A 19,871-nucleotide genomic window follows, 5' to 3' on the forward strand; every position below is an offset into this window, starting at 1 on the left:
TCCCGGGTCCGCACCCTGACACGCGGAAACCGCGCCGCAACGTGGGCCGGTTAGGGTCGTGACGTGCCATTCCTGCTGCGCGTCGAGCTGCCCGACGTCCCTGGGTCCCTGGGCCAGGTCGCGAGCCGGATCGGTGAGGCCGGGGGCGACATCGAGGCGATCGAGATCGTCGAGAAGCGCCACGACGGCACGGCCGTCGACGATGTGCTCCTGGAGATCGCGCCCGGCTCGATGCCCGACTCGATCGTCTCCGCGTGCAACGCGATCGAGGGTGTCCGGGTCGTGTGGATCAGCCGCTACGCCGCCGGCGGCAACCTCTTCCTCGACCTGGAGGCGGTCGAGGAGCTGACCGCCAACCCGCCCGAGGCGCTGGACCGGCTGATCGACCTGCTGCCGATCACCTTCCGCGCCGACTGGGCCGCGCGGGTCAGCGAGAAGGCCGGAGTCGTCTACGCGACCGAGGCCGCTCCGGCCGCCCTGACGTGGGTGTCGATGGGCCGGGCCGCCCGGCTCGACACCGACGACGACAACGTGCACTGCGGCGCGCGGCTCAACCACCACGAGGTGGTCATCATCGGCCGCCGGGGCGGCCCGGAGTTCCTGGACTCCGAGCTCGCCCGGCTCGGCCACCTGGTGGCGCTGGCGATGTCGATCGCCCGCGCCGGCTGACCCCGACCCGCCGAGTCAGCACGAATGGTGGGCCGAGTCAGCACCAGTAGTGCTGACTCGGCGATCAGACCCGCTCGAGCAGGAAGACCGGGATCTCGCGGTCGGTCTTCTCCTGATACTCGCCGTACGTCGCCCAGGTGGCCACGGCGTAGTCCCACCACTCGGCCCGCTCGTCGCCCTCCAGCACCCGGGCGGCGTAGGTGTGCTTCTCGGCGCCGTCCTGGAGGTCGACCTCGGGGTGGGCGATGAAGTTGTAGTACCAGGTCGGGTTCTTCGGCGAGCCGCCCAGCGAGGCGATGGCGACGTACTTGCCGTCCTTCTCGACCCGCATGACGGGGTTTTTGCGGAGCTTGCCGGACTTGGCGCCTCGGGAGGTGATGACCACGATCGGCCACTCGGGGTTGCCGCGCAGGATGTTGCCGCGCTGCCCGCCGGAGGACTCGAACTCCTCGACCTGGTCGCGGACCCACTGCTCGGGACTGGGCTCGTACTCGCCTTCAAGTGTCATACCTCTCCAATGCCCGGCCCGGGGCGCGCCATTCCCCAGCGGAACCCACCGATACCGTCTGCTTCCCCGGCGGAACCCACCGATACCGTCTGCGCCATGAGCGCTATCGACGGGGTGTCGGAGATCTTCGACGCCGAGGCCTGGGACGTCGTCCCCGGCTTCGAGGAGCTGACCGACCTGACCTACCACCGGGCGAAGGAGCACGGCACCGTCCGGATCGCCTTCGACCGGCCCGACGTCCTCAACGCCTTCCGGCCGAAGACCGTCGACGAGCTGCTCTGGGTGCTCGAGCACGCGCGGACCTCCAGCGACGTCGGCTGCGTGATCCTCACCGGCAACGGTCCGAGTGCGAAGAGCGGCAAGTGGGCGTTCTGCACCGGCGGCGACCAGCGGATCCGCGGTCGCGCGGGCTACCAGTACGAGGAGGGTCACCACGCGCAGTCGGGCGAGGCGCCGAACCCGATCGACAAGGCGAAGCTGGGCCGGCTGCACATCCTGGAGGTGCAGCGGCTGATCCGGTTCATGCCGAAGGTCGTCATCTGCGTGGTCCCGGGCTGGACGGCCGGCGGCGGGCACAGCCTGCACGTCGTGTGCGACCTGACCCTGGCCAGCACCGAGGAGGCCCGGTTCAAGCAGACCGACGCCGACGTCGGGTCCTTCGACGGCGGCTTCGGGTCGGCGTACCTCGCCCGCCAGGTCGGCCAGAAGATCGCCCGCGAGATCTTCTTCCTCGGCCAGGAGTACTCCGCCGAGGACGGCGTCCGGATGGGCACCGTCAACCGGGCGGTCCCGCACGCCGAGCTGGAGGCGACCGCGCTGGAGTGGGGCCGGCTGGTCAACGGCAAGTCCCCGACCGCCCAGCGGATGCTGAAGTACTCCTTCAACGCCATCGACGACGGCCTGATCGGCCAGCAGATCTTCGCCGGCGAGACCACCCGGCTGGCCTACATGACCGACGAGGCGGCCGAGGGCCGCGACCAGTTCCTCGAGAAGCGCGAGCCCGACTGGTCGCCGTTCCCCTGGTACTACTAGATGTGATGACCAGGCACGTTGGTCGAGAAGGTGTGACGACACGGTCTGATGTCGTGGATGGGTGAAGGCCTCCCGGTGTGGAGTGGAGCTGTCTAAGGAACCGCTTCACATCCAGGAGGCCTTCGTGTCACACGCTACCCACTCCAACGCTGCTCTGACCCCTCGTGCCCGGCTTCGGCTGGCGCGTCTCATCGTCGATTCCGGGTGGCCGATCGCCCGCGCGGCAGAGCGTTACGACGTCTCGTGGCGCACCGCGAAGAGGTGGGCTGATCGCTACGCCGCCGAAGGTCCGGACGCGATGGGCGATCGGTCCTCCGTGCCGCGTCACCAGCCGAACAAGACCCCGGTACGGGGGTCCGCAAGATCGTGCACCTGCGGTGGAAGCACCGCCTGGGCCCGGTCGAGATCGGCGCCAGGCTCAATATGCCAGCCTCGACCGTGCACGCGGTGCTGGTTCGGTGCCGTCTGAATCGGTTGACTCACATCGACCGGGCCACGGGCGAACCGATCCGCCGCTACGAGCACCCGCACCCGGGCTCGATGATCCACGTCGATGTAAAGAAGCTCGGCAACGTCCCCGACGGCGGCGGGCACCGGTTCCTGGGCCGGGTCCAGGGCAACAAGAGCCGCGCCGCGACCGCCCGGCGCACCGGCGTGAAGAACAAGCACCACAAGGCCAAGATCGGCACCGCCTTCGTCCACACCGTCATCGACGACTACTCCCGGGTGGCCTACGCCGAGATCCACGACGACGCGAAGAAGGAGACCGCGACCCTGGTGCTGCGCAACGCGGTGGCCTGGTTCGCCGCCCGCGGCGTGGTCGTCGAGCGGGTTCTGTCCGACAACGGGTCGGCCTACAAGTCCCACTTCTGGCGCGACGTGTGCGCTGAGCTCGGCATCGTGCACAAGCGGACCCGGGCCTACCGGCCCCAGACCAACGGCAAGATCGAGCGGTTCCACCGCACTCTGGCCGAGGGCTGGGCCTTCAAGAAGTTCTACAACTCCGAATCAGCCCGCCGGGCCGCTCTGCCAGCATGGCTCCACGAGTACAACCACCACCGGCCCCACTCCGCCATCGGCAAGGCCTCACCCATCACCCGGTTGACCAACCTGGCTGGGCATCACAACTAGATCAAGCTATGTGCCCAGGTCAGAGGCCTATGGGGTGTCAATGTGTGGCAGAGATGTGCGAGGCAAGTCCGTCGGCCAGCCGTCACCCTCGGGACGACACCGTGAGAGACGAGGCTCATGGTTCGGTCGGACTGTCCGGCACGCGCTTGTGGGCGCTGACGTACGGCGCGAGTTCGAGCGCGAGATGAAGGGTGAGGCGGCCGCCTCCGGTCGCGAGATCGATACCCGTAGCCCGTTCGATCGCGTCCAGGCGGTGATAGACGGTCTGGCGGTGGAGGCCAAGGCGGGTTGCCGTCCGGACGACGTTGGCCGCCTCCTCGAGGTAGACGTGAGCCGTCTCGACGAGCGACTCCGGGCTCATCTCGAGGAACTTGCGGACCGACACCGGCATCAGGGCCCGTGCGAGGTCTGCGTCGCGAGCGATCCCGAGCAGGGTCAACGGCCCGAGCTGCTCCCATGAGGTCACGTGGTCGCCACTCTCGCGGGCGACCCGCAGCGCCACCAGCGCGCCGGACCGCGCGTCAGCAAGGTCGTCCAAGGTCGGGACGAGCGGACCGATGCCGATGAGCGTTGTCCGATCCAGCTCGGGCACCCGCCGGGACAGACCCAGCGCGGTGAGCACCTCCCGAAGTGTCATCGGGGGGTCCAGGATCCCGTCACGGACGATCGCCGCGCAGAGTCCCCCGGACTCGCGGACCCACAACATCCCGCCACGGCTGGGCCTGCTGGCGAGCTGGGTCGCCAGATCCGCACGCTCGACCAGAGCGACCACGACGGACTCGTCCACGCGCAGCCCGGCAGCACCGGCGAGCTCGACCGCGGCCGGTCCGGCCACGCTGGGTCCGCCTTCGACGACCTCTCGGTAGACAGCGTCCCGGCGCGCTTGACGTCGTTCGGCCAGGCTCAGCAGTGCGCCGGCCTCCTCGGCGATCGGCGCTGCCTCGGGCCAACGGGCCTCGTCGATCGCGCCGTCGGCGTCGAGCACCCAGAAGAACCCCTGCAGTCGTCCCAGGTGACGGACCGGCACGCAGACCCGAGACACGATGCCGCGGGTCTGGTCGGCCGGCGTCCGGAGTGGCCCCTCGGCGTCGAGAATCCCGTGCGCGTAGAACCAGTCCCTGACTTCCTGGCTCGAGCCTCGCTCGAGGATGGACCGCTGTCGGACGACGTCGACGTCGCGTTGGTCCGAGAACCCGAGCAGCCGGAGATCCGGGTCCTCGAGGATGCACGACGCGCCCATCAACCCGGCCAAGTCCTCGACCAGGTCGTCCAACGCAGCCATTGGACAAATGTCGCACAAGATCGAGGAACATTCGACTGTTCGTCCATCCTCGGTGGACCGGAACCTCCCTACGTTTGCTCCATGCTCAGTTCAGCTCTCCTCCGTGCCTCTCGCAGCACGCGGACCCGCCGCATCGTTGAAGGCGTCCCCCTCACACGTAAGGTGGTGGACCGGTTCATCGCGGGCGAACACACCGCAGACGCCGTACGCGCGACTCTGGACCTGGCAAGGTCTCACCGTTCGGTGACCATCGACTTCCTCGGCGAGGACGTGTACGACGCCGTGGGTGCTCACCGCACCCGCGAGGCCTATCTCGCACTCGTCGGCGCCCTGGTGCAGGCCGGGGCCGGCCGCGGCACTGACCTGTCGCTCAAGCTGTCCGCACTCGGACTGAGCATTCCGCGTGACGGAGATGCGATCGCCACGGAGCACGCCCACGCGATCTGCGCGACGGCCGAGGGCCACGGCTTCACCGTGACGCTGGACATGGAGGACCACACGACGGTCGACGCCACGTTGATGGTGGGGGCCAAACTGCGCACCGAGTTCGAGTTCGTCGGGAACGTCCTCCAGTCGAACCTCCGTCGCACTCATGGAGACATCGAGCAGCTTCGCGACTCGCGGGCCCGCCTGCGCATCGTGAAGGGCGCCTACCGCGAGCCCGAGTCGGTCGCGCACCAGAGCAAGGCTGACGTCGACAGCGCCTACCTCCGCGACATCTCGGCCCTGATGGCCTCGACCTGCTACCCGATGGTCGCGACCCACGACCCAGGGATGCTCGGGCATGCCGTTGTGGCAGCACGGTCGTCGGGCAAGGACGACAGGTCCTGGGAGACCCAGATGCTGTACGGCATCCGGACCGACCTCCAGGGCGAGACGATCGACGCCGGGCGACAGGTAAGGGTCTACATCCCGTTCGGCACCGACTGGTACGGCTACTTCATGCGGCGGCTCGCAGAGCGCCCGGCGAACGTCGCCTTCTTCCTGCGCGCCCTGACGTCCTCCTGACGCAGCCCGCGCACATCACACCTCCCTCCGCTCGACCCTGCTGAATGACGAAGGAACCCTGAGATGGACGCCGTGACGACTCCTCCTGCCCCGATCAACGAGCCGAACCTGACCTATGCCCCGGGCTCTCCCGAACGTGAGGAGCTGCGCATCGAGATCGAGCGGCTCGAGAAGAAGCAGAAGGACCTCCAGGCGCACATCGGCGGTCGCCGCCAGGCCGGTGGTGGCGCTGAGATCAAGGTGGTCCAGCCGCACGACCACCAGCACGTGCTCGGTGTCCTGAAGAACTCCACGCAGGCCGACGCGAAGGCCGCGATCAAGGCCGCGGCCGACGCCGCGCCGGGTTGGCGCGAGATGGACTTCGACGACCGCGCGGCGGTCATCCTCAAGGCCGCCGACCTGCTCGCGGGTCCGTGGCACCAGCGTCTCAACGCCGCCACCGTGCTGGGGCAGTCGAAGACGCCGTACCAGGCCGAGATCGACGCGGCCTGCGAGTTGATCGACTTCTGGCGCTACAACGTCACCTTCGCCCGCGAGATCCTCAGCGACCAGCCGATCGCCAACAGCCGCGGCGTGTGGAACCGCACCGACCACCGCCCGCTGGAGGGCTTCGTGTATGCGATCACGCCGTTCAACTTCACCGCGATCGCGGGCAACCTGCCGACCGCGCCGGCGTTGATGGGCAACACGGTCATCTGGAAGCCCTCGCCGACCCAGCAGCTCGCGGCGTCGCTGACGATGGAGCTGCTCGAGGAGGCCGGGATGCCGCCCGGCGTCATCAACATGCTGCCCGGCGACGGTCTGGAGGTCTCGAAGGTCGCGCTGGCCAGCCCGGACCTGGCCGGCATCCACTTCACCGGCTCGACGCCGACCTTCCAGCACCTGTGGCGCGAGGTCGGCAACAACATCGAGAACTACCGGGCCTACCCGCGCATCGTCGGCGAGACCGGCGGCAAGGACTTCATCGTCGCGCACCCGTCGGCCGACCCGGCCGTGGTGCGCACGGCGATGATCCGCGGCGCCTTCGAGTTCCAGGGCCAGAAGTGCTCGGCCGCGTCGCGGGCGTACGTCGCCCGGTCGGTGTGGAAGAAGATGAAGGACTCGTTCCTCTCCGAGATCGAGACCATCACGATCGGCGACCCGACGGACTTCTCCAACTTCATGGGCGCGGTGATCGACGACCGGGCCTTCGCCAAGCACCAGGCGGCGATCACCCGCGCGAAGCGCCAGGACAAGCTCGACGTCATCGTCGGCGGCACCCTGGACGACTCGGTCGGCTACTTCGTGAACCCGACCGTCGTGGAGTCCACCGACCCGACCGACGCGATGTTCACGACCGAGTACTTCGGCCCGATCCTGGCCGTCCACGTCTACGAGGATGCCGACTTCGACAAGGTCGTGCGCGGCATGGAGTCGATCGCGCCGTACGCCCTGACCGGCTCGATCATCGCCCAGGACCGCCGCGCGATCGCCTGGGCGCAGGCCGAGCTGCGCTTCGCGGCCGGCAACTTCTACATCAACGACAAGCCCACCGGCGCGGTCGTCGGTCAGCAGCCCTTCGGCGGCGGCCGGGCCAGCGGCACCAACGACAAGGCCGGCGCCGCGGTCAACCTCCTCAGGTGGACCAGCCCACGGTCCATCAAGGAGACGTTCGTGCCTCCGACCGACTACCGGTACCCCTATCTGGGATCGACCCGGGTGCCCACCGCACCTCCTGCCGACAGGGACTGACCGATGACGCTCACAGCCGTGGACCCGACCCGCACCTCCGTCGACGGTGCCGACCCGCTGCGCGATGCGCGCACGCAGTTGGCCGACGCCGTCGCGCTACTCGGTCACAGCAGGGGCATCTACGACATGCTGGCGACCGCCCGCAGGGAGCTGACCGTGTCGGTCCCGTTGCGACGCGACGACGGCACCGTCGAGCTCCTGGTCGGGCACCGGGTCCAGCACAACATGTCACGCGGACCGACCAAGGGCGGGTTGCGCTACAGCCCGGACGTCACGCTCGACGAGGTGCGCGCGCTGGCGATGTGGATGTCCTGGAAGTGCGCACTGGTCGACATTCCGTACGGCGGCGCGAAGGGCGGGGTCTGCTTCGACCCGCGCTCCTACTCCCGCGGCGAGATCCAGCGGGTGACGCGTCGCTACACGAGCGAGATCATGCCGATCCTCGGGCCGACGACCGACATCCCCGCGCCTGACATCGGAACCGACGACCAGGTGATGGCCTGGATGATGGACACCTACTCGGTCAATCGAGGTCACACCGCCCTCGGCGTCGTCACCGGCAAGCCGCTGACGCTCGGAGGCTCTCTGGGGCGGGCCAGTGCGACCTCGGCCGGTGTCGTCCACGTCGCACTCGCCGCGATGGATCACATCGGCCTGCGCCAGAAGCGGGCGACCGCGGCCATCCAGGGTTTCGGCAAGGTCGGTCGCGACGCCGCAGTCCTCCTCGAGCGCGCGGGCGTGCGGGTCGTGGCGGTGAGCGACCAGTACGCGGCGGTCCGGAACGAGGACGGACTGAACATCGAGGCGTTGGTGCGCCACGTCGACTCCACGGGTCAGGTCGGCGGCTTCGACGGAGGAGACACCTGCCTTGACCGCGACGACCTGCTGTACGACGCCGTCGACCTGCTTGTCCCGGCGGCCGTCGAGGGCGTGCTCAACGCCGGGAACGCCCACCGGGTCCAGGCTCGACTGGTCGTCGAGGGCGCGAACGGACCAACGACCCCCGATGCCGACGAGATCCTCGAGAACGCCGGCTGCCTCGTGGTCCCCGACATCCTCGCCAACGCCGGTGGAGTGATCGTCTCGTACTTCGAATGGGTCCAAGCCAACCAGGCGTACTGGTGGAGCGAGAAGGAGGTCGAGGCGCGACTGCGCGACCGCATGCAGGCCGCGTGGGAGCGCGTGATCGAGACGGCTCGCCAGCGCGACGTCTCGATGCGTCGAGCCGCGACCGCGATCGCCGTCGACGCCGTGGCATCGGCGCACCTCGCCCGAGGGCTCTACCCGTGACCGACGACCTGGCATCTGCGCCGCGGCCCCGACAGGACTGCCGCGGCTGGATCGGGCCCACCACGCGCGCCGTCCAGGCGATCTGACCGTGACCGGGCTCTACGTAGCCTCTGCGGGCGCCGCCGCCCAGACGAGGGTGGCGGACCCTCCCGTCGTCGCCCACTGCAGGCTCTCGGGCTCTTGGGCATGAAGCGAGTCTCCCTCTCCGAGATGCCAGGCCTCGCCGTCCACGACGACGTCGACCTTGCCGGACAGGACGAACGCCACGACCGAGCTCTGCGCGATCTCGAGCGGACAGTCGCCCGACTCGCCTGGATCGGATGTCTGGAACGCGACCTGCATCTGGAGAGCCGAGCTGCTCACCAGAGCCGTGCCCCGGCCGGTCTCGAGACGGCCGCGCTCGACCGTCGACGTGGTCTCTGCCGCCAGGAACTCGCCGATCGTCAGCTCGAGCGCGTGTGCGATGCGGGAGAGCACCGGCAAGGATGCGGCACTGGAACCGCTCTCGACCGCGCTGAGGTACGAGGTCGAGACCTCTGCCCGACGTGCCGCCTCGGACAGGGTCAGCCCAAGCTCCAGTCGACGTTCTCGCAGACGCGCCCCCATCGTCGTCACCAGTGACGTCGGGTCCTGAGTCCGGCGGGCCATCGACTCAGACGATCGCCGGGCTGACGAACCAGAGGATCTCTGCTGGGCCATTCGAGGTGATCTCCATCGAGTAGGGGGTCTGGGACGTGAAGTGCACCGATTCTCCGGCGCCGAGGTCTTCGGTCTCGCCGTTGAAGGTGAACTGCACCGATCCCGAGAGCACGAGTGCGAATCGCTCACCGACGTTCCTGAACTTCACCGGTGGCTCTTCGCTCGGGTACGCGCGGTGAACCAGTGCCGTGAGTGACGTGCCGGGGCCGTGGCTGCTGAGGATCGTGTACTCCTCGGCGGCGTTGGGTGACATCCGCAGCTTGTTGAGGTCCCCTGCCCGCGAGACGCGGACCTTGGGTCCCGATACGACCGGGAAGAACTGGGTGAGGTCGGCACCCACGGTCATGGCGATCGTGGACAGCGCGCTCAACGACGGGAGGGTGGTCCCGCTTTCGACCTGCGAGATGTACGCGCCGCTGTAGCCGGTCTCCTGTGCGAGCTGCTTGACGTTCATCCCAGCCGCCAGCCGGTGCCGACGGATGACCTGTCCCAGGTTTGCGATCGAACGGTCCATAACAAAACCCTAGCGCAGGGCGAATCTCTTGACGGGTCGATATTGCCCTGTTCTACTTACAAAACTAACTCATGACGAACGAGAGATAACGTGACGGTGATCAGAAGCATCCTCCGCCTACGGCCCCGGCCCGACGGCGCGCCCCAGGTTCTCGACTTCTACGAGAGGCGCGAGATCCTCGCCCGAGCACTCAGCGAGGGCGGGTGCGCCGGTGCCGAGCTGCACCTGCGGCTGCCTGACCGAGACGAGGTCGTCGTGAGTGCGTTGTGGAAGTCCGTCGCCGACTACGAGTCCTGGACGAAGTCGACCGGGCGCGCGACCGAGGTCGGAGACCTCGAGGAGCTTCTCGCGCCCGAGTCGCTCCCGCTCGAGAGCGGCGACCTCTACGAGGTCGTCGCCTGCCTGCCCGAGGAGGACGCATGACCAGGGATCTGAGAGTCGGCGTCGACATCGGCGGCACGTTCACCGACATCGTCGTCATGGACCCCGCCGCCGGCACGACCTCGACGTACAAGGTCCTGAGCACACCCGAGGACCCGAGCCTCGGCATGTTGCAGGGCATCGACGAGCTCGGCATCGCGCAACGGATCGAGTATCTCGTCCACGGCACCACGGCCGGACTGAACGCTCTCCTCTCCCGGTCCGGTGAGCGAACCGCGCTGATCACCACCACCGGGTTCCACGACGTGCTTCGCCTCCGACGCGCCGGCAACGACAACATCTGGAGTCTCCGGGCCAAGAACGTCACGTCGGTCGTGGCCGACAAGGACGTTCGCACCGTGCGCGAGCGGGTGCGCTTCGACGGCACCGTCGAGACCCCGCTGGACGCCGACGACGTTCGGCAAGCTGCACAGTGGCTGCATGCCGAGGAGATCTCGACGGTCGCTGTCTGCCTCCTCCACGCGCACCGGAATCCGGCCCACGAGGTCGAACTCCGGGACCGGCTCCTCGAGCTGCTCCCGGACCTCTCCGTCGTCCTGTCCCACGAGGTCTCCCCAGAGCAAGGTGAGTACGAGCGGACCTCGACCACGGTCGCGACCGCGTACGTCGCGCGCACGGTCGACAGATACCTGACGAACCTCGTCGCCCAGCTGCGGGAACGCGGCTGCACGGCGCCCCTCCAGGTCATGCGGTCCAGCGGCGGCGTCTGCTCGGCCGAGCTCGTGGCACGGCAGCCCATCCAGACGATCCTGAGCGGCCCAGCCGGCGGAGTGGTCGCCGCCGAGACGCTCGCGCGTGGCCTCGGACGGCCCAACCTGATCGCCATCGACATGGGCGGCACGTCCTCCGACGTGAGCCTGGTCGTCGACGGTGCGATGACCCTCAACAACGAAGGTGAGATCGCCGACCACGTCATGCGGATGCCGGTCGTCGAGCTCCACACGATCGGTGCGGGCGGCGGTTCGATCGCGCGCGCCGAGGCGGGCGGACTTCGCGTCGGTCCGAAGAGCGCCGGGGCAGACCCGGGTCCTGCTTGCTACGGGCTCGGCGGGAAGGAACCGACCGTCACGGACGCCCAGGTCCTCCTGGGTCGCCTGGACCCGGACTGGTTCCTCGGCGGACGGATGACCCTGGACGTGGTCGCCGCCGAACGAGCGATGGCAACGGTGGGCGATGAGCTCGGTCTGGACGCCGTTGAGACTGCGGAAGGCATCCTGGCGGTCGCGAACGCCAAGATGGCCAACGCCATCCGGACCCTCACCCTGCGCCGTGGGGTCGACCCGCGTGACTTCACTCTGGTCGCTTTCGGTGGCGCGGGTCCGCTCCACAGCGTCGCCCTCGCCGAGGAGCTCGGTATCGAGGAGATCGTGATCCCGTACGCCATGGGCGTGCTCTCCGCCTGGGGCATGCTGCACGCGGATGTGCGGCACGACGTCTCGCTCCCGCTGACTGGTCGACTCGGCGACGCCGATGCGCGCGCGGCCATGGCCAGCGCGCTCGAGCAGCTCCGCGGTCGCGGTCGTGTGCTGCTGGAACAGGAGGGCGTTGCGTCGGGTGACCGGCACTACGCGGCCAGCGTCGACATGCGCTACGTCGGGCAGGAGCACGCGATCAACGTCGCGCTCGATGACCTGGCGGACGGCGACGAGGACCTTGCGGCTGCCTTCCATGAGACCTACGGCCGGCACTTCGGTCACGCCATGCCCGAGTCCCCGCTCGAGCTGGTCAACGCACGGCTCTCAGCCACCGGCAGGGTCGGGGCGACGCTCGCCGACCGCGACGAGGCCCTCGCCGAGAAGTCGGATGAGACCACTCGTCGGGTTCGGGTCGCCGGCCAGGACTGGGACGCACGGATCGTCCGTCGCGACACGATCGGCGGCGACTCCCAGATCCCGGGTCCCCTCGTGGTCCAGGAGGACGGCTCGACGACGCTCGTACCGGACGGCTGGTCCGTCCGTCGCGGCAGCTTCGGCGCCCTGATCATCACCCAGCAGAAGGAGCTCCTGTCGTGACCTCTGACGTGATCACCACGGAGATCGTGCGCAACCTCTTCCAGTCCGCTGCCGAGGACATGCACGCCGCGCTCGTCCGCTCGGCGTACCAACCGCTCCTCTACGAGAACCAGGACGCGGCCGTTGCACTCCTCGACGCAAACGCCGACGTACTCGGGCAGTCCAGCGGCCTGCCACTGTTCCTGGGCAACCTCGACGAAGCCGTCAAGGAGTCCCTGCGACAGCGAGGCGGGACCGACTGGCTCGCCGAAGGCGACGTCGTCTGCCTCAACGATCCCTACATCCAGGGCACGCACGTCAACGACGTGACGATCTTCGCCCCGGTCCATCTGGACGGTGAGATCGCCGGCTACGTCGCTGCCCGCGGCGACGTCACCGACCTGGGCGGGCGTGATCCGGGCGGCGGTACGGAGACCACCGAGGTCTACCAGGAAGGCCTGCGGCTGGGGCCCGTCAAGATCGCGACCGCCGCCGGGACCGTCCACGACATCATGGACATCATCCGGCGCAACAGCCGCAGCCGTGATCTCGTCGTCGGCGACATGAACGCCATGATCGCGGCGTGCCGGATCGGGCAGCGGCGGATGCTCGAGATCCTCGCCCGCTTCGGCCGTCCGACCGTCGAGGAGTGCCGCGACGAGATCTTCCGCCAGAGCGTCGCCGCCGACCTCACCACCGTGAGTGACATCCCGGACGGTGTCTACTTCGGCGAAGGGCTGATGGACAACGACGGCATCGTCCTCGACGCGCCGGTGCCGGTCAGTATCCGCATCGAGGTCCTCGGCGAGCGAATGACCGTCGACCTCACGCGCAGCCCGGAGGCCGCTCTCGGGCCGGTGAACTGTGGCCGAGCGCAGACGGTTGCCGCCGTCCGGGTCGCGTTCAAGATGCTGTTCAGTTCAGAGCGGTCCTTCGACGGCGGTTGCTTCCAGAACCTCGAGGTCCTCACCCGACCCGGCACCGTCCACCACGCGGTCGAGCCGGCGGCCTGCGGCTGGTACTACACCTCGCTCGGGATGTTGATCGACCTCTTCGTGAGTGCGTTCGCGGAGGTGATGCCCGAGCAGGTGACCGCCGCCCAGTTCGGTGACTCGATGATCTCCTACTTCGCCGGACCGGGGGAGACCGCCGCGGACCCGTCGTACCTCTGCGTCGAGGCGCACGCGGGCGGCTGGGGTGCGTCGTCGTCCGCGGACGGAGCGGACGGCTTGATCAACGTCATCAACGGCAGCTTCCGGAACACGCCGGTCGAGGCCATCGAGGCCCGGTACCCACTCACCGTCACCGAGTACGGCGTCCGTGCCGGATCCGGTGGCGCGGGACGCACGTCTGGTGGCTCCGGGATCGTCCGGCGGTACCGGGTCGACGCCCCGACCCAGCTGTACCTGTGGATGGACCGGTCCCGGACCCCGGCCTGGGGACTGCAGGGCGGCGGCACCGGGCTTCCTCCTCGTGTCGAGATCACCGGCAGCGTGAACCGCGACGACCTGCTCAAGACCAACGGCCTGCCGCTGGTGGCGGGTGACACGGTCAGCATCTTCACCGGCGGTGGGGGTGGCTTCGGTGTCGCCGAGCAGTGACGTTCTCGTGGCTCCCGGAGGCGGCGCGCAGCCACTGATCGAGCTGCGCCAGGTCTCGAAGCACTTTGGCGGTGCTCGTGCGCTCTCGGAGATCGACCTGACCATCACCAGGGGCGAGGTCCACTGCCTCGTGGGGGAGAACGGGGCGGGGAAGTCGACGCTGGGCAAGGTCGTCGCGGGCGTTCATCGGGCAGACGAGGGAACCCTCGTCCTGGCTGGCGCCGAGGTCGACTTCAGGTCCCCACGTGAGTCGATCGCCGCTGGTATCGCATTCATCGCCCAGGAGCTCAGCATCGTTCCGGATCGCTCCGTGCTCGAGAACGTCTTCCTGGGGCGCACCGGATTCGCGTTCGGGATGGTGAAGCGGCGTCAGCTGCTCGACGAGTACGCCGTCCTCTCGGCGAAGACGGGGTTCGCCGTCGATCCGCTCGTACGCGCCGGGTCCCTGCGCCTCGCCGAGCAGCAGAAGGTCGAGATCATGCGGGCGCTCGCTCGCGACGCGGAGCTGATCATCATGGACGAGCCCACCGCTTCCTTGGCGGGAGCGGAGGCCGACCAGCTGCTCCGCATCATCACGGACCTGCGGGACGAAGGGCGCACCGTCGTCTTCGTCACCCACTTCCTCGTCGACGCGCTGGCCGTGGCCGACCGCGTGACGGTGCTCAAGGACGGCCGCCTCGTCCGAACGTCCCCGGCCAGGGGGGAGACGCCCGACAGCCTGATCGAGTCGATGCTCGGGCGGAGCCTGGGATCGATGTTCCCTGCCCGCAAGGAGACCGCGGACCTCGAGACCGTCCTCCGGGTCGAGAACCTGAGCCGGACCGGCGAGTTCCAGGACGTGAGCCTGCAGCTGAACCGCGGCGAGATCGTCGGCATCGCCGGTCTCGTCGGCGCGGGCCGCACCGAGCTCCTCGAGACCATGGTCGGACTCCGCCGAGCCGACCGGGGTTCGGTCACGGTCGGTGAGACCACCCAGGCGTTCCGGTCGCCGCGCCAGGCCCAGCAGTCCGGCCTGGTGCTGGTCCCGGAGAGCCGGAAGGACCACGGACTCGTCCTCGGCCGCACGGTCCGTGAGAACGTCACCCTTCCCCACCTCGGCTCCGTCAGCCGGATGTCCCTGGTGTCGAGGTCGAGACAGACCGCCGCCGTCCAGCGGATGCTTCCGCAGGTCGGTCTCGACGCGACCCGGATCGACTCGCCGGTCGGGCAGCTTTCGGGCGGGAACCAGCAGAAGGTCATGTTCGCCCGGTGGCTGCTCACCAATCCGAACGTCCTGCTCGCAGACGAGCCGACTCGCGGTGTCGACGTCGGCGCGCGAGCAGGCCTGTACGAGCTGCTTCGCGGCATAGCCGACGACGGTGCCGCGGTCCTGTTCGTGTCGTCGGACAACGAGGAAGTCGTCGGCCTGGCGGACCGGGTGCTGGTGATGCGGGGTGGCCGGATCGTCGGTGAGCTGACGGGGGCCGACATCAACGAAGAGAACGTCCTGCACCTGATGTTCCGGGAAGACACACGAGAGGAATCGGCGTGATGAGCAGTCAGGTCGCACCAGAGGTCCCCAAGAGCCGCACCACCGTCGCGGGGCTCGGCCGCGCTGGATCCAACCTCAAGCTGGTGCGCGACTACGGAGTCGTCGCGAGCGCGGTCGGGTTGTTCATCGTCCTCGCGCTGGTGTCCGAGCCGTTTCGGACCACGACGAACCAGCTGAACATCCTCGACCAGTGGTCGACCATCGGCATCATCGCGTGCGGGTCCACGATCTGCATCGTCGCCGGAGGCTTCGATCTCTCGGTGGACGCCGTGTTCGCACTTTCGGGGGTCATCTCTGCCTGGGTCGCGATCAACGCCGAAAACCCGCAGCTCGGTCTGCTGGTCGGGGTGGCCAGCGGCCTGGTCCTCGGCGTGTTCAACGGGATCCTGGTGACGATCGGACGGATCAACCCGTTCGTGGCGACGATCGCCTCGTCCGTGGTCTTCCTCGGGATCGCGCAGCTCATCACCAGGGGCTCGGTCCTCGCCGTGGCCGATCCCGCCTTCTCCAAGATCGGTCTGCGTCGCTTCGGCGACCTCACCCTGCCGGCAATCGCGTTCGTGGTCTTCGCCGTCCTCTCCGCGATCGTGCTCTCCCGGACCGTGGTCGGGCGACGGATCTATGCGGTCGGCGGCAACTACGAGGCCGCCCGCTACTCCGGCGTCGCTGTCAACCGCGTTCAGATCTTCGCCTACGCCGTATCGGGGCTCTCCGCGGGCGTCGCCGGAGTTCTGGCCGCCAGTCGCAACTCGTCCGCATCCGCGGACATCAGGACCGATCTGGCCTTCCAGGCCATCACGGCCGTCGTCATCGGCGGCGTCAGCATCTACGGCGGGGAGGGGACGATCCCGCGCGCTCTGGTCGGCGTCCTGATCCTGGCGCTGATCGGAAACGGCTTCAACCTCCTCGCGGTCGATCCCGCCTACCAGCAGGTCCTTCTCGGAAGCATCATCGTCCTGGCCGTCTCGGTCGACGCCTGGTCGAGAAGAACGCAGAAGTAGCACCCCCACTCTCGGATCGCTCGTCGAGCTTCGGCGCAGCGACTACCTCGCACGCCTCAGGGAAAGCGATCAACAGACATGAACCCCAAACTTCTGGCAACCACTACCGCTGGTCTGCTCTGCCTCGCCGGTGGGCTCGCCGCATGCGGCTCGGACCCCAGTTCGAGCGGGTCTGGAGCAGCAGGCGCTGACGGCGTCGGCGTCTTCCTCTCGACCTCCGCGAACTCCTACGAGCAGGCGCAGGCCGCCGGAGTCAAGAAGGCTGCCCAGGACCTCGGCGCCGGCGACGTCCAGGTCTTCGACGCCAGCTTCGACTCGACGGCCCAGATCGGGCAGGTCCAGGACGCGGTTACGTCCGGTCGCTTCAAGTCGTTCGTCATTGAGCCGGTCGACGGCGCCGCCATTGCCGGGCCCCTCGCACGTGCAGCGGCGGCCGGCATCGAGGTCGTCTGCGTCACGTCCGCCTGTGGTCCCGACGCGACGAAGATCGACCTTCAGGTCGAGGGGCAGGGCGGCGTCGTCGCTAGCGACTACGGACAAGTCGCGGAGGCTATGGCCGGGCACGCGGTGGAGGCCTGCGAAGGGGTCGACCCGTGTCGGGTCTTCTTCCTCAACGGCGACAGCACGTTCCCGAGCGACCGCGCCGCCAAGGACAGCTTCGCCGGAGTGATGGAGAAGGCGCCAAGCAACGTCGAGTTCGTCGGGACCCAGGACGGCAAGTACGACACGGTGACGGGCCGTAGCGTCATGCAGAGCGAGCTCCAGCGCAACCCCGACCTGGACGTGCTGGTCTCCTTCGCCGATCAGCAGACCCTCGGCGCGGCCCAGGCCATCGACGCGGCCTCGAAGTCAGAGCAGGTCAAGATCATCTCCTTCGGCGGCAGCGAGCAGGCGGTGGCAGCCGTCAAGAACGGCGCATGGCTCGGGTCGATGCTGACGCTGCCGTTCTCGATCGGTGAGACCGGCGCGACGATCGCCATCCAGCTCGCGCAGGGCAAGACCCCGGACGAGACGGTCGTCGATGCCAGCACCCTGGCGCCCGTCGACGGTGCGTACCTCATCAAGGACAACGCCGCCGACTTCACTGCCCAATGGACGTCCTGAGTCGGCGTTGGGCGACCAGCCGGGGCGCCGCGCCCCTCGCCGGGGCCCACGCCGTTGCGCCGGGCAGCACTCCTCTCGACGTCAGGCGGGCACGCCTGGAATCCCAGCTGGAGGCGTCAGGGATCGGCGCAGCGCTGGTCTCGCCCGGCAGCGATCTCAGGTACCTGTTGGGTGAGTCGCACTCGTCGTTCGAGCGCCTGACCGTCCTGGTGATCCAGCCGGGCTCCACTCCCGTGCTCATCGTGCCAACAGTCGAGTCGTCGGCCTGGGAGTCGGTAGCCACCAGACTGAGCATCGAGCTGACTCCGTGGTCTGACGGCCAGGACGTGCACGCTATCGTCGCGGAACACCTCCCCCGCAGAGGTCGGGTCAGCGTCTCCGGCTCGCTACCCGCGTCGCACCTGCTGCAGTTGATGGGTGCCTGCGACGGCAGCACTTTTGCCGTGGATGACGCGGTACGACGCCTCCGGAGGGTTAAAGACGATGGGGAGATCGAGCAGCTGCGTGTGGCGGCGCGCGCCGTCGACTCGGTGCACGCCAGGCTCCCCGAGCTCCTGGTGCCGAGACGGACCGAGGCCGAGGTCGCGTCCGACGTCCACGACCTCATGGACGCCGCGGGGTTCGAGGAGGTCACGTTCGTCGCCGTCGCGTCGGGGGAGAACGGGGCGAACCCGCACCACGCCGCAACGGCTCGCGCCCTGCGTTCTGATGACCTCGTCTTCGTCGACATCAGCGGCCGACTGGGGACCGGGTACTTCGCCGACTGCACACGCACCTATGCCTTGCGTCCGCCGTCCCCGGCAGCGCGACGTCTCTTCCAAGCGCTCAGCGAGTCCTTCGATGCTGCCATCGCGATGGTGCGCCCAGGCGTAACGGCCCACGAGGTCGACCGAGCGGCGAGGACCGTGCTCGAACGTCACGACCTCGCCCGGTTCTTCCTCCACCGCACCGGCCACGGGATCGGCTTGGACGTGCACGAGAGCCCCAACATCGTGAGTGGCAACCACGACGTGCTGGCTCCAGGCATGACCTTCAGCATTGAGCCGGGCATCTACCGTCCGGACCTCGGTACGCGTATCGAGGACATCGTGGTGGTCACGGAGCACGGCTGCGAGCAGCTCAACCGACAGTCTCGAGACCTGTGGGTCGACTAGGGGTGGCCTCCCGGCTGCACGGAGTCCCCACTGCTGTGGGAGAGGACGCATAGCCGGCTCGTGAGAGGCTCCGCGCATCCCCGGTGAAACCAGTTTCTCGTCGGGTGCCAGGCGGGGGCTCCGAACGGACCGCGGCCGCGCATAGTCCGCAAGATTCCGGTCCGGCCCGACAAACAGCGACGACAGCCGACACCTCCGCGCGACTGCCGGTCAGAGGTTCCAACTCGACCGGCGCTTCCAACGATTGCCGGGACTCGCCCAATCGTTCTGCGTTGACCTGTGCGATGGCGCGTTGCTCAGCTGGAAGGGCGGGTGCGGCCTCAGGTGCGCACACACTCCGCCAGGATTTCAGGACGATCGACTCGCCGAGTCGCCCCGAGGCTGGACCGCGGCGCGGTCGTGATCCCAACTCGTCATTCCTCACGCGACCCATTGCGGGGGTGTGACGCGCCTGGGCTGGCGGGGCTACAGGGTCGACCGAAGGCGCCCGTTCAATGCCTGGGCTTTTTAGTGTTTACCCAGTTGCCTAGCGGCACCCGCTGCACAAGCCGTCTTCGAGGTCGGGGGCTTTGCAGAAGCAACTGTTGCACGTCCCTTGCACGTCGTCGCGGCGTTGGCAGTCGCAGTCGCCGAAGCGGGGACAGAACTGGTGACGGCACGTGTCACACGGCCAGCCGACCGCCGTGCCGGCGAAGCCGCAGCGGCAAAGCTTCCCGAGTCGAGGTGCGGCGGACTTCTCTGGTGAGGCCTGGCCTCCGTGGAGCTTATCCACGCCCCAAAGGTCGGAGGTGCTGAACACGGCGTAGACACGCTTCTCGGTGGCTACCGCGCTCACGTAGAAGTCCTGTCGTCGTTTCCACTCGTCAGACCAGTGGGTCTTCCTTGTCATCGTGTCGCCCGGCTTGAGGGTGAGCAGCGGATGGTCGAGGGGCACGTCCCCGTGCTTCCAGGGGTACACCTTCAGTGAGTCGCCGCGAAGAGCAGAGTGGATGACGCGCGCGTGGGCACGGTCGATGATGACGACCGCCCCGGAGGGGAGCCTGTTCGACAAGGCAATGGCGCAGGCCGGGCCGCTCGCGGCCGACCGCGCGACTAGCGTCTTGAGGTCTTCGCCGGTGATCGGGCCGGTGCCGACGAGGTCGTCGAGCATGTCTTGGGGTACGACGAGGTCTGCTGCGATCTCT

General features: G+C 68.4%; 17 protein-coding genes and 1 pseudogene. 13 read left to right on the forward strand and 5 right to left on the reverse strand.

Features of this window, described 5'->3' with window-relative positions:
- The first annotated feature begins 63 nt into the window (after positions 1 to 63).
- On the forward strand, positions 64 to 669 hold the full coding sequence (locus MUB56_RS05410) for an amino acid-binding protein (RefSeq protein ID WP_244930882.1): 606 nt from the start codon (positions 64 to 66) through the stop codon (positions 667 to 669).
- Between the two features lie 64 nt (positions 670 to 733).
- On the opposite strand, the gene MUB56_RS05415 is transcribed toward MUB56_RS05410, so the two are convergent.
- Complete coding sequence (locus tag MUB56_RS05415) at positions 734 to 1,177, reverse strand: nitroreductase family deazaflavin-dependent oxidoreductase (protein ID WP_244930883.1); 444 nt, start codon at positions 1,175 to 1,177, stop codon at positions 734 to 736.
- Positions 1,178 to 1,273: 96 nt separating this feature from the next.
- Between MUB56_RS05415 and MUB56_RS05420 the strand changes: the two genes are divergently transcribed.
- Positions 1,274 to 2,209, forward strand: a complete 936-nt coding sequence (locus MUB56_RS05420) for a 1,4-dihydroxy-2-naphthoyl-CoA synthase (protein WP_244930884.1) — start codon at positions 1,274 to 1,276, stop codon at positions 2,207 to 2,209.
- Between the two features lie 124 nt (positions 2,210 to 2,333).
- Positions 2,334 to 3,340, forward strand: a pseudogene (locus MUB56_RS05425) (IS481 family transposase).
- A 115-nt stretch (positions 3,341 to 3,455) separates the two neighbouring features.
- Here MUB56_RS05425 and MUB56_RS05430 read toward each other — a convergent pair.
- Positions 3,456 to 4,622: a helix-turn-helix domain-containing protein gene (locus MUB56_RS05430; RefSeq protein WP_244930885.1), complete on the reverse strand. Its 1,167-nt coding sequence runs from the start codon at positions 4,620 to 4,622 to the stop codon at positions 3,456 to 3,458.
- A gap of 81 nt (positions 4,623 to 4,703) precedes the next feature.
- Here MUB56_RS05430 and MUB56_RS05435 point away from each other — a divergent pair, with 81 nt between their 5' ends.
- The 3 genes from MUB56_RS05435 (at position 4,704) to MUB56_RS05445 (ending at position 8,651) form a co-directional block, all read left to right on the forward strand.
- Positions 4,704 to 5,630, forward strand: a complete 927-nt coding sequence (locus MUB56_RS05435; RefSeq protein ID WP_244930886.1) for a proline dehydrogenase family protein — start codon at positions 4,704 to 4,706, stop codon at positions 5,628 to 5,630.
- A gap of 63 nt (positions 5,631 to 5,693) precedes the next feature.
- Positions 5,694 to 7,361 (forward strand): L-glutamate gamma-semialdehyde dehydrogenase, encoded by a 1,668-nt coding sequence (gene pruA / locus MUB56_RS05440; RefSeq protein WP_244930887.1) that lies wholly within the window; start codon positions 5,694 to 5,696, stop codon positions 7,359 to 7,361.
- A gap of 3 nt (positions 7,362 to 7,364) precedes the next feature.
- Entirely contained in the window at positions 7,365 to 8,651 is a 1,287-nt protein-coding gene (locus MUB56_RS05445; RefSeq protein WP_244930888.1) for a Glu/Leu/Phe/Val dehydrogenase, read from the forward strand.
- Between the two features lie 99 nt (positions 8,652 to 8,750).
- On the opposite strand, the gene MUB56_RS05450 is transcribed toward MUB56_RS05445, so the two are convergent.
- The gene (locus MUB56_RS05450) at positions 8,751 to 9,299 is read right to left on the reverse strand and encodes a helix-turn-helix transcriptional regulator (RefSeq protein ID WP_244930889.1); all 549 of its coding nucleotides are present in this window, start codon (positions 9,297 to 9,299) and stop codon (positions 8,751 to 8,753) included.
- A 4-nt stretch (positions 9,300 to 9,303) separates the two neighbouring features.
- On the reverse strand, positions 9,304 to 9,864 hold the full coding sequence (locus MUB56_RS05455; protein WP_244930890.1) for an XRE family transcriptional regulator: 561 nt from the start codon (positions 9,862 to 9,864) through the stop codon (positions 9,304 to 9,306).
- A gap of 96 nt (positions 9,865 to 9,960) precedes the next feature.
- Between MUB56_RS05455 and MUB56_RS05460 the strand changes: the two genes are divergently transcribed.
- From MUB56_RS05460 to MUB56_RS05490, 7 genes are all read left to right on the forward strand, one after another.
- Positions 9,961 to 10,287: an antibiotic biosynthesis monooxygenase family protein gene (locus MUB56_RS05460; protein ID WP_244930891.1), complete on the forward strand. Its 327-nt coding sequence runs from the start codon at positions 9,961 to 9,963 to the stop codon at positions 10,285 to 10,287.
- The gene (locus tag MUB56_RS05465) at positions 10,284 to 12,317 is read left to right on the forward strand and encodes a hydantoinase/oxoprolinase family protein (protein ID WP_244930892.1); all 2,034 of its coding nucleotides are present in this window, start codon (positions 10,284 to 10,286) and stop codon (positions 12,315 to 12,317) included. Before MUB56_RS05460 ends, MUB56_RS05465 begins: the two co-directional genes overlap by 4 nt.
- Positions 12,314 to 13,897: a hydantoinase B/oxoprolinase family protein gene (locus MUB56_RS05470; RefSeq protein WP_244930893.1), complete on the forward strand. Its 1,584-nt coding sequence runs from the start codon at positions 12,314 to 12,316 to the stop codon at positions 13,895 to 13,897. The genes MUB56_RS05465 and MUB56_RS05470 overlap by 4 nt, the downstream gene beginning before the upstream one ends.
- Positions 13,839 to 15,428: a sugar ABC transporter ATP-binding protein gene (locus tag MUB56_RS05475; RefSeq protein ID WP_244930894.1), complete on the forward strand. Its 1,590-nt coding sequence runs from the start codon at positions 13,839 to 13,841 to the stop codon at positions 15,426 to 15,428. Before MUB56_RS05470 ends, MUB56_RS05475 begins: the two co-directional genes overlap by 59 nt.
- Positions 15,428 to 16,429: an ABC transporter permease gene (locus tag MUB56_RS05480; RefSeq protein ID WP_244930895.1), complete on the forward strand. Its 1,002-nt coding sequence runs from the start codon at positions 15,428 to 15,430 to the stop codon at positions 16,427 to 16,429. The genes MUB56_RS05475 and MUB56_RS05480 overlap by 1 nt, the downstream gene beginning before the upstream one ends.
- A gap of 78 nt (positions 16,430 to 16,507) precedes the next feature.
- A complete protein-coding gene (locus MUB56_RS05485; RefSeq protein WP_244930896.1) occupies positions 16,508 to 17,533 on the forward strand; it encodes a sugar ABC transporter substrate-binding protein in 1,026 nt (341 codons plus the stop codon).
- Positions 17,521 to 18,687 (forward strand): Xaa-Pro peptidase family protein, encoded by a 1,167-nt coding sequence (locus MUB56_RS05490; protein WP_244930897.1) that lies wholly within the window; start codon positions 17,521 to 17,523, stop codon positions 18,685 to 18,687. The genes MUB56_RS05485 and MUB56_RS05490 overlap by 13 nt, the downstream gene beginning before the upstream one ends.
- 526 nt (positions 18,688 to 19,213) lie before the next feature.
- Here MUB56_RS05490 and MUB56_RS05495 read toward each other — a convergent pair.
- Entirely contained in the window at positions 19,214 to 19,837 is a 624-nt protein-coding gene (locus tag MUB56_RS05495; protein ID WP_244930898.1) for a hypothetical protein, read from the reverse strand.
- Between the last annotated feature and the right edge of the window lie 34 nt (positions 19,838 to 19,871).

Source organism: Nocardioides sp. W7 (assembly GCF_022919075.1).
GTDB lineage: Bacteria > Actinomycetota > Actinomycetes > Propionibacteriales > Nocardioidaceae > Nocardioides.

What these genes read in the sequence shown, in the direction of transcription:
- MUB56_RS05415 (WP_244930883.1), bottom strand. Translation starts at nt 1,177, where the DNA reads ATGACACTTGAAGGCGAGTACGAGCCCAGTCCCGAGCAGTGGGTCCGC.
- MUB56_RS05420 (WP_244930884.1), top strand. Translation starts at nt 1,274, where the DNA reads ATGAGCGCTATCGACGGGGTGTCGGAGATCTTCGACGCCGAGGCCTGG.
- MUB56_RS05430 (WP_244930885.1), bottom strand. Translation starts at nt 4,622, where the DNA reads ATGGCTGCGTTGGACGACCTGGTCGAGGACTTGGCCGGGTTGATGGGC.
- MUB56_RS05435 (WP_244930886.1), top strand. Translation starts at nt 4,704, where the DNA reads ATGCTCAGTTCAGCTCTCCTCCGTGCCTCTCGCAGCACGCGGACCCGC.
- pruA (WP_244930887.1), top strand. Translation starts at nt 5,694, where the DNA reads ATGGACGCCGTGACGACTCCTCCTGCCCCGATCAACGAGCCGAACCTG.
- MUB56_RS05445 (WP_244930888.1), top strand. Translation starts at nt 7,365, where the DNA reads ATGACGCTCACAGCCGTGGACCCGACCCGCACCTCCGTCGACGGTGCC.
- MUB56_RS05450 (WP_244930889.1), bottom strand. Translation starts at nt 9,299, where the DNA reads ATGGCCCGCCGGACTCAGGACCCGACGTCACTGGTGACGACGATGGGG.
- MUB56_RS05455 (WP_244930890.1), bottom strand. Translation starts at nt 9,864, where the DNA reads ATGGACCGTTCGATCGCAAACCTGGGACAGGTCATCCGTCGGCACCGG.
- MUB56_RS05465 (WP_244930892.1), top strand. Translation starts at nt 10,284, where the DNA reads ATGACCAGGGATCTGAGAGTCGGCGTCGACATCGGCGGCACGTTCACC.
- MUB56_RS05480 (WP_244930895.1), top strand. Translation starts at nt 15,428, where the DNA reads ATGAGCAGTCAGGTCGCACCAGAGGTCCCCAAGAGCCGCACCACCGTC.
- MUB56_RS05485 (WP_244930896.1), top strand. Translation starts at nt 16,508, where the DNA reads ATGAACCCCAAACTTCTGGCAACCACTACCGCTGGTCTGCTCTGCCTC.
- MUB56_RS05490 (WP_244930897.1), top strand. Translation starts at nt 17,521, where the DNA reads ATGGACGTCCTGAGTCGGCGTTGGGCGACCAGCCGGGGCGCCGCGCCC.
- MUB56_RS05495 (WP_244930898.1), bottom strand. Translation starts at nt 19,837, where the DNA reads ATGCTCGACGACCTCGTCGGCACCGGCCCGATCACCGGCGAAGACCTC.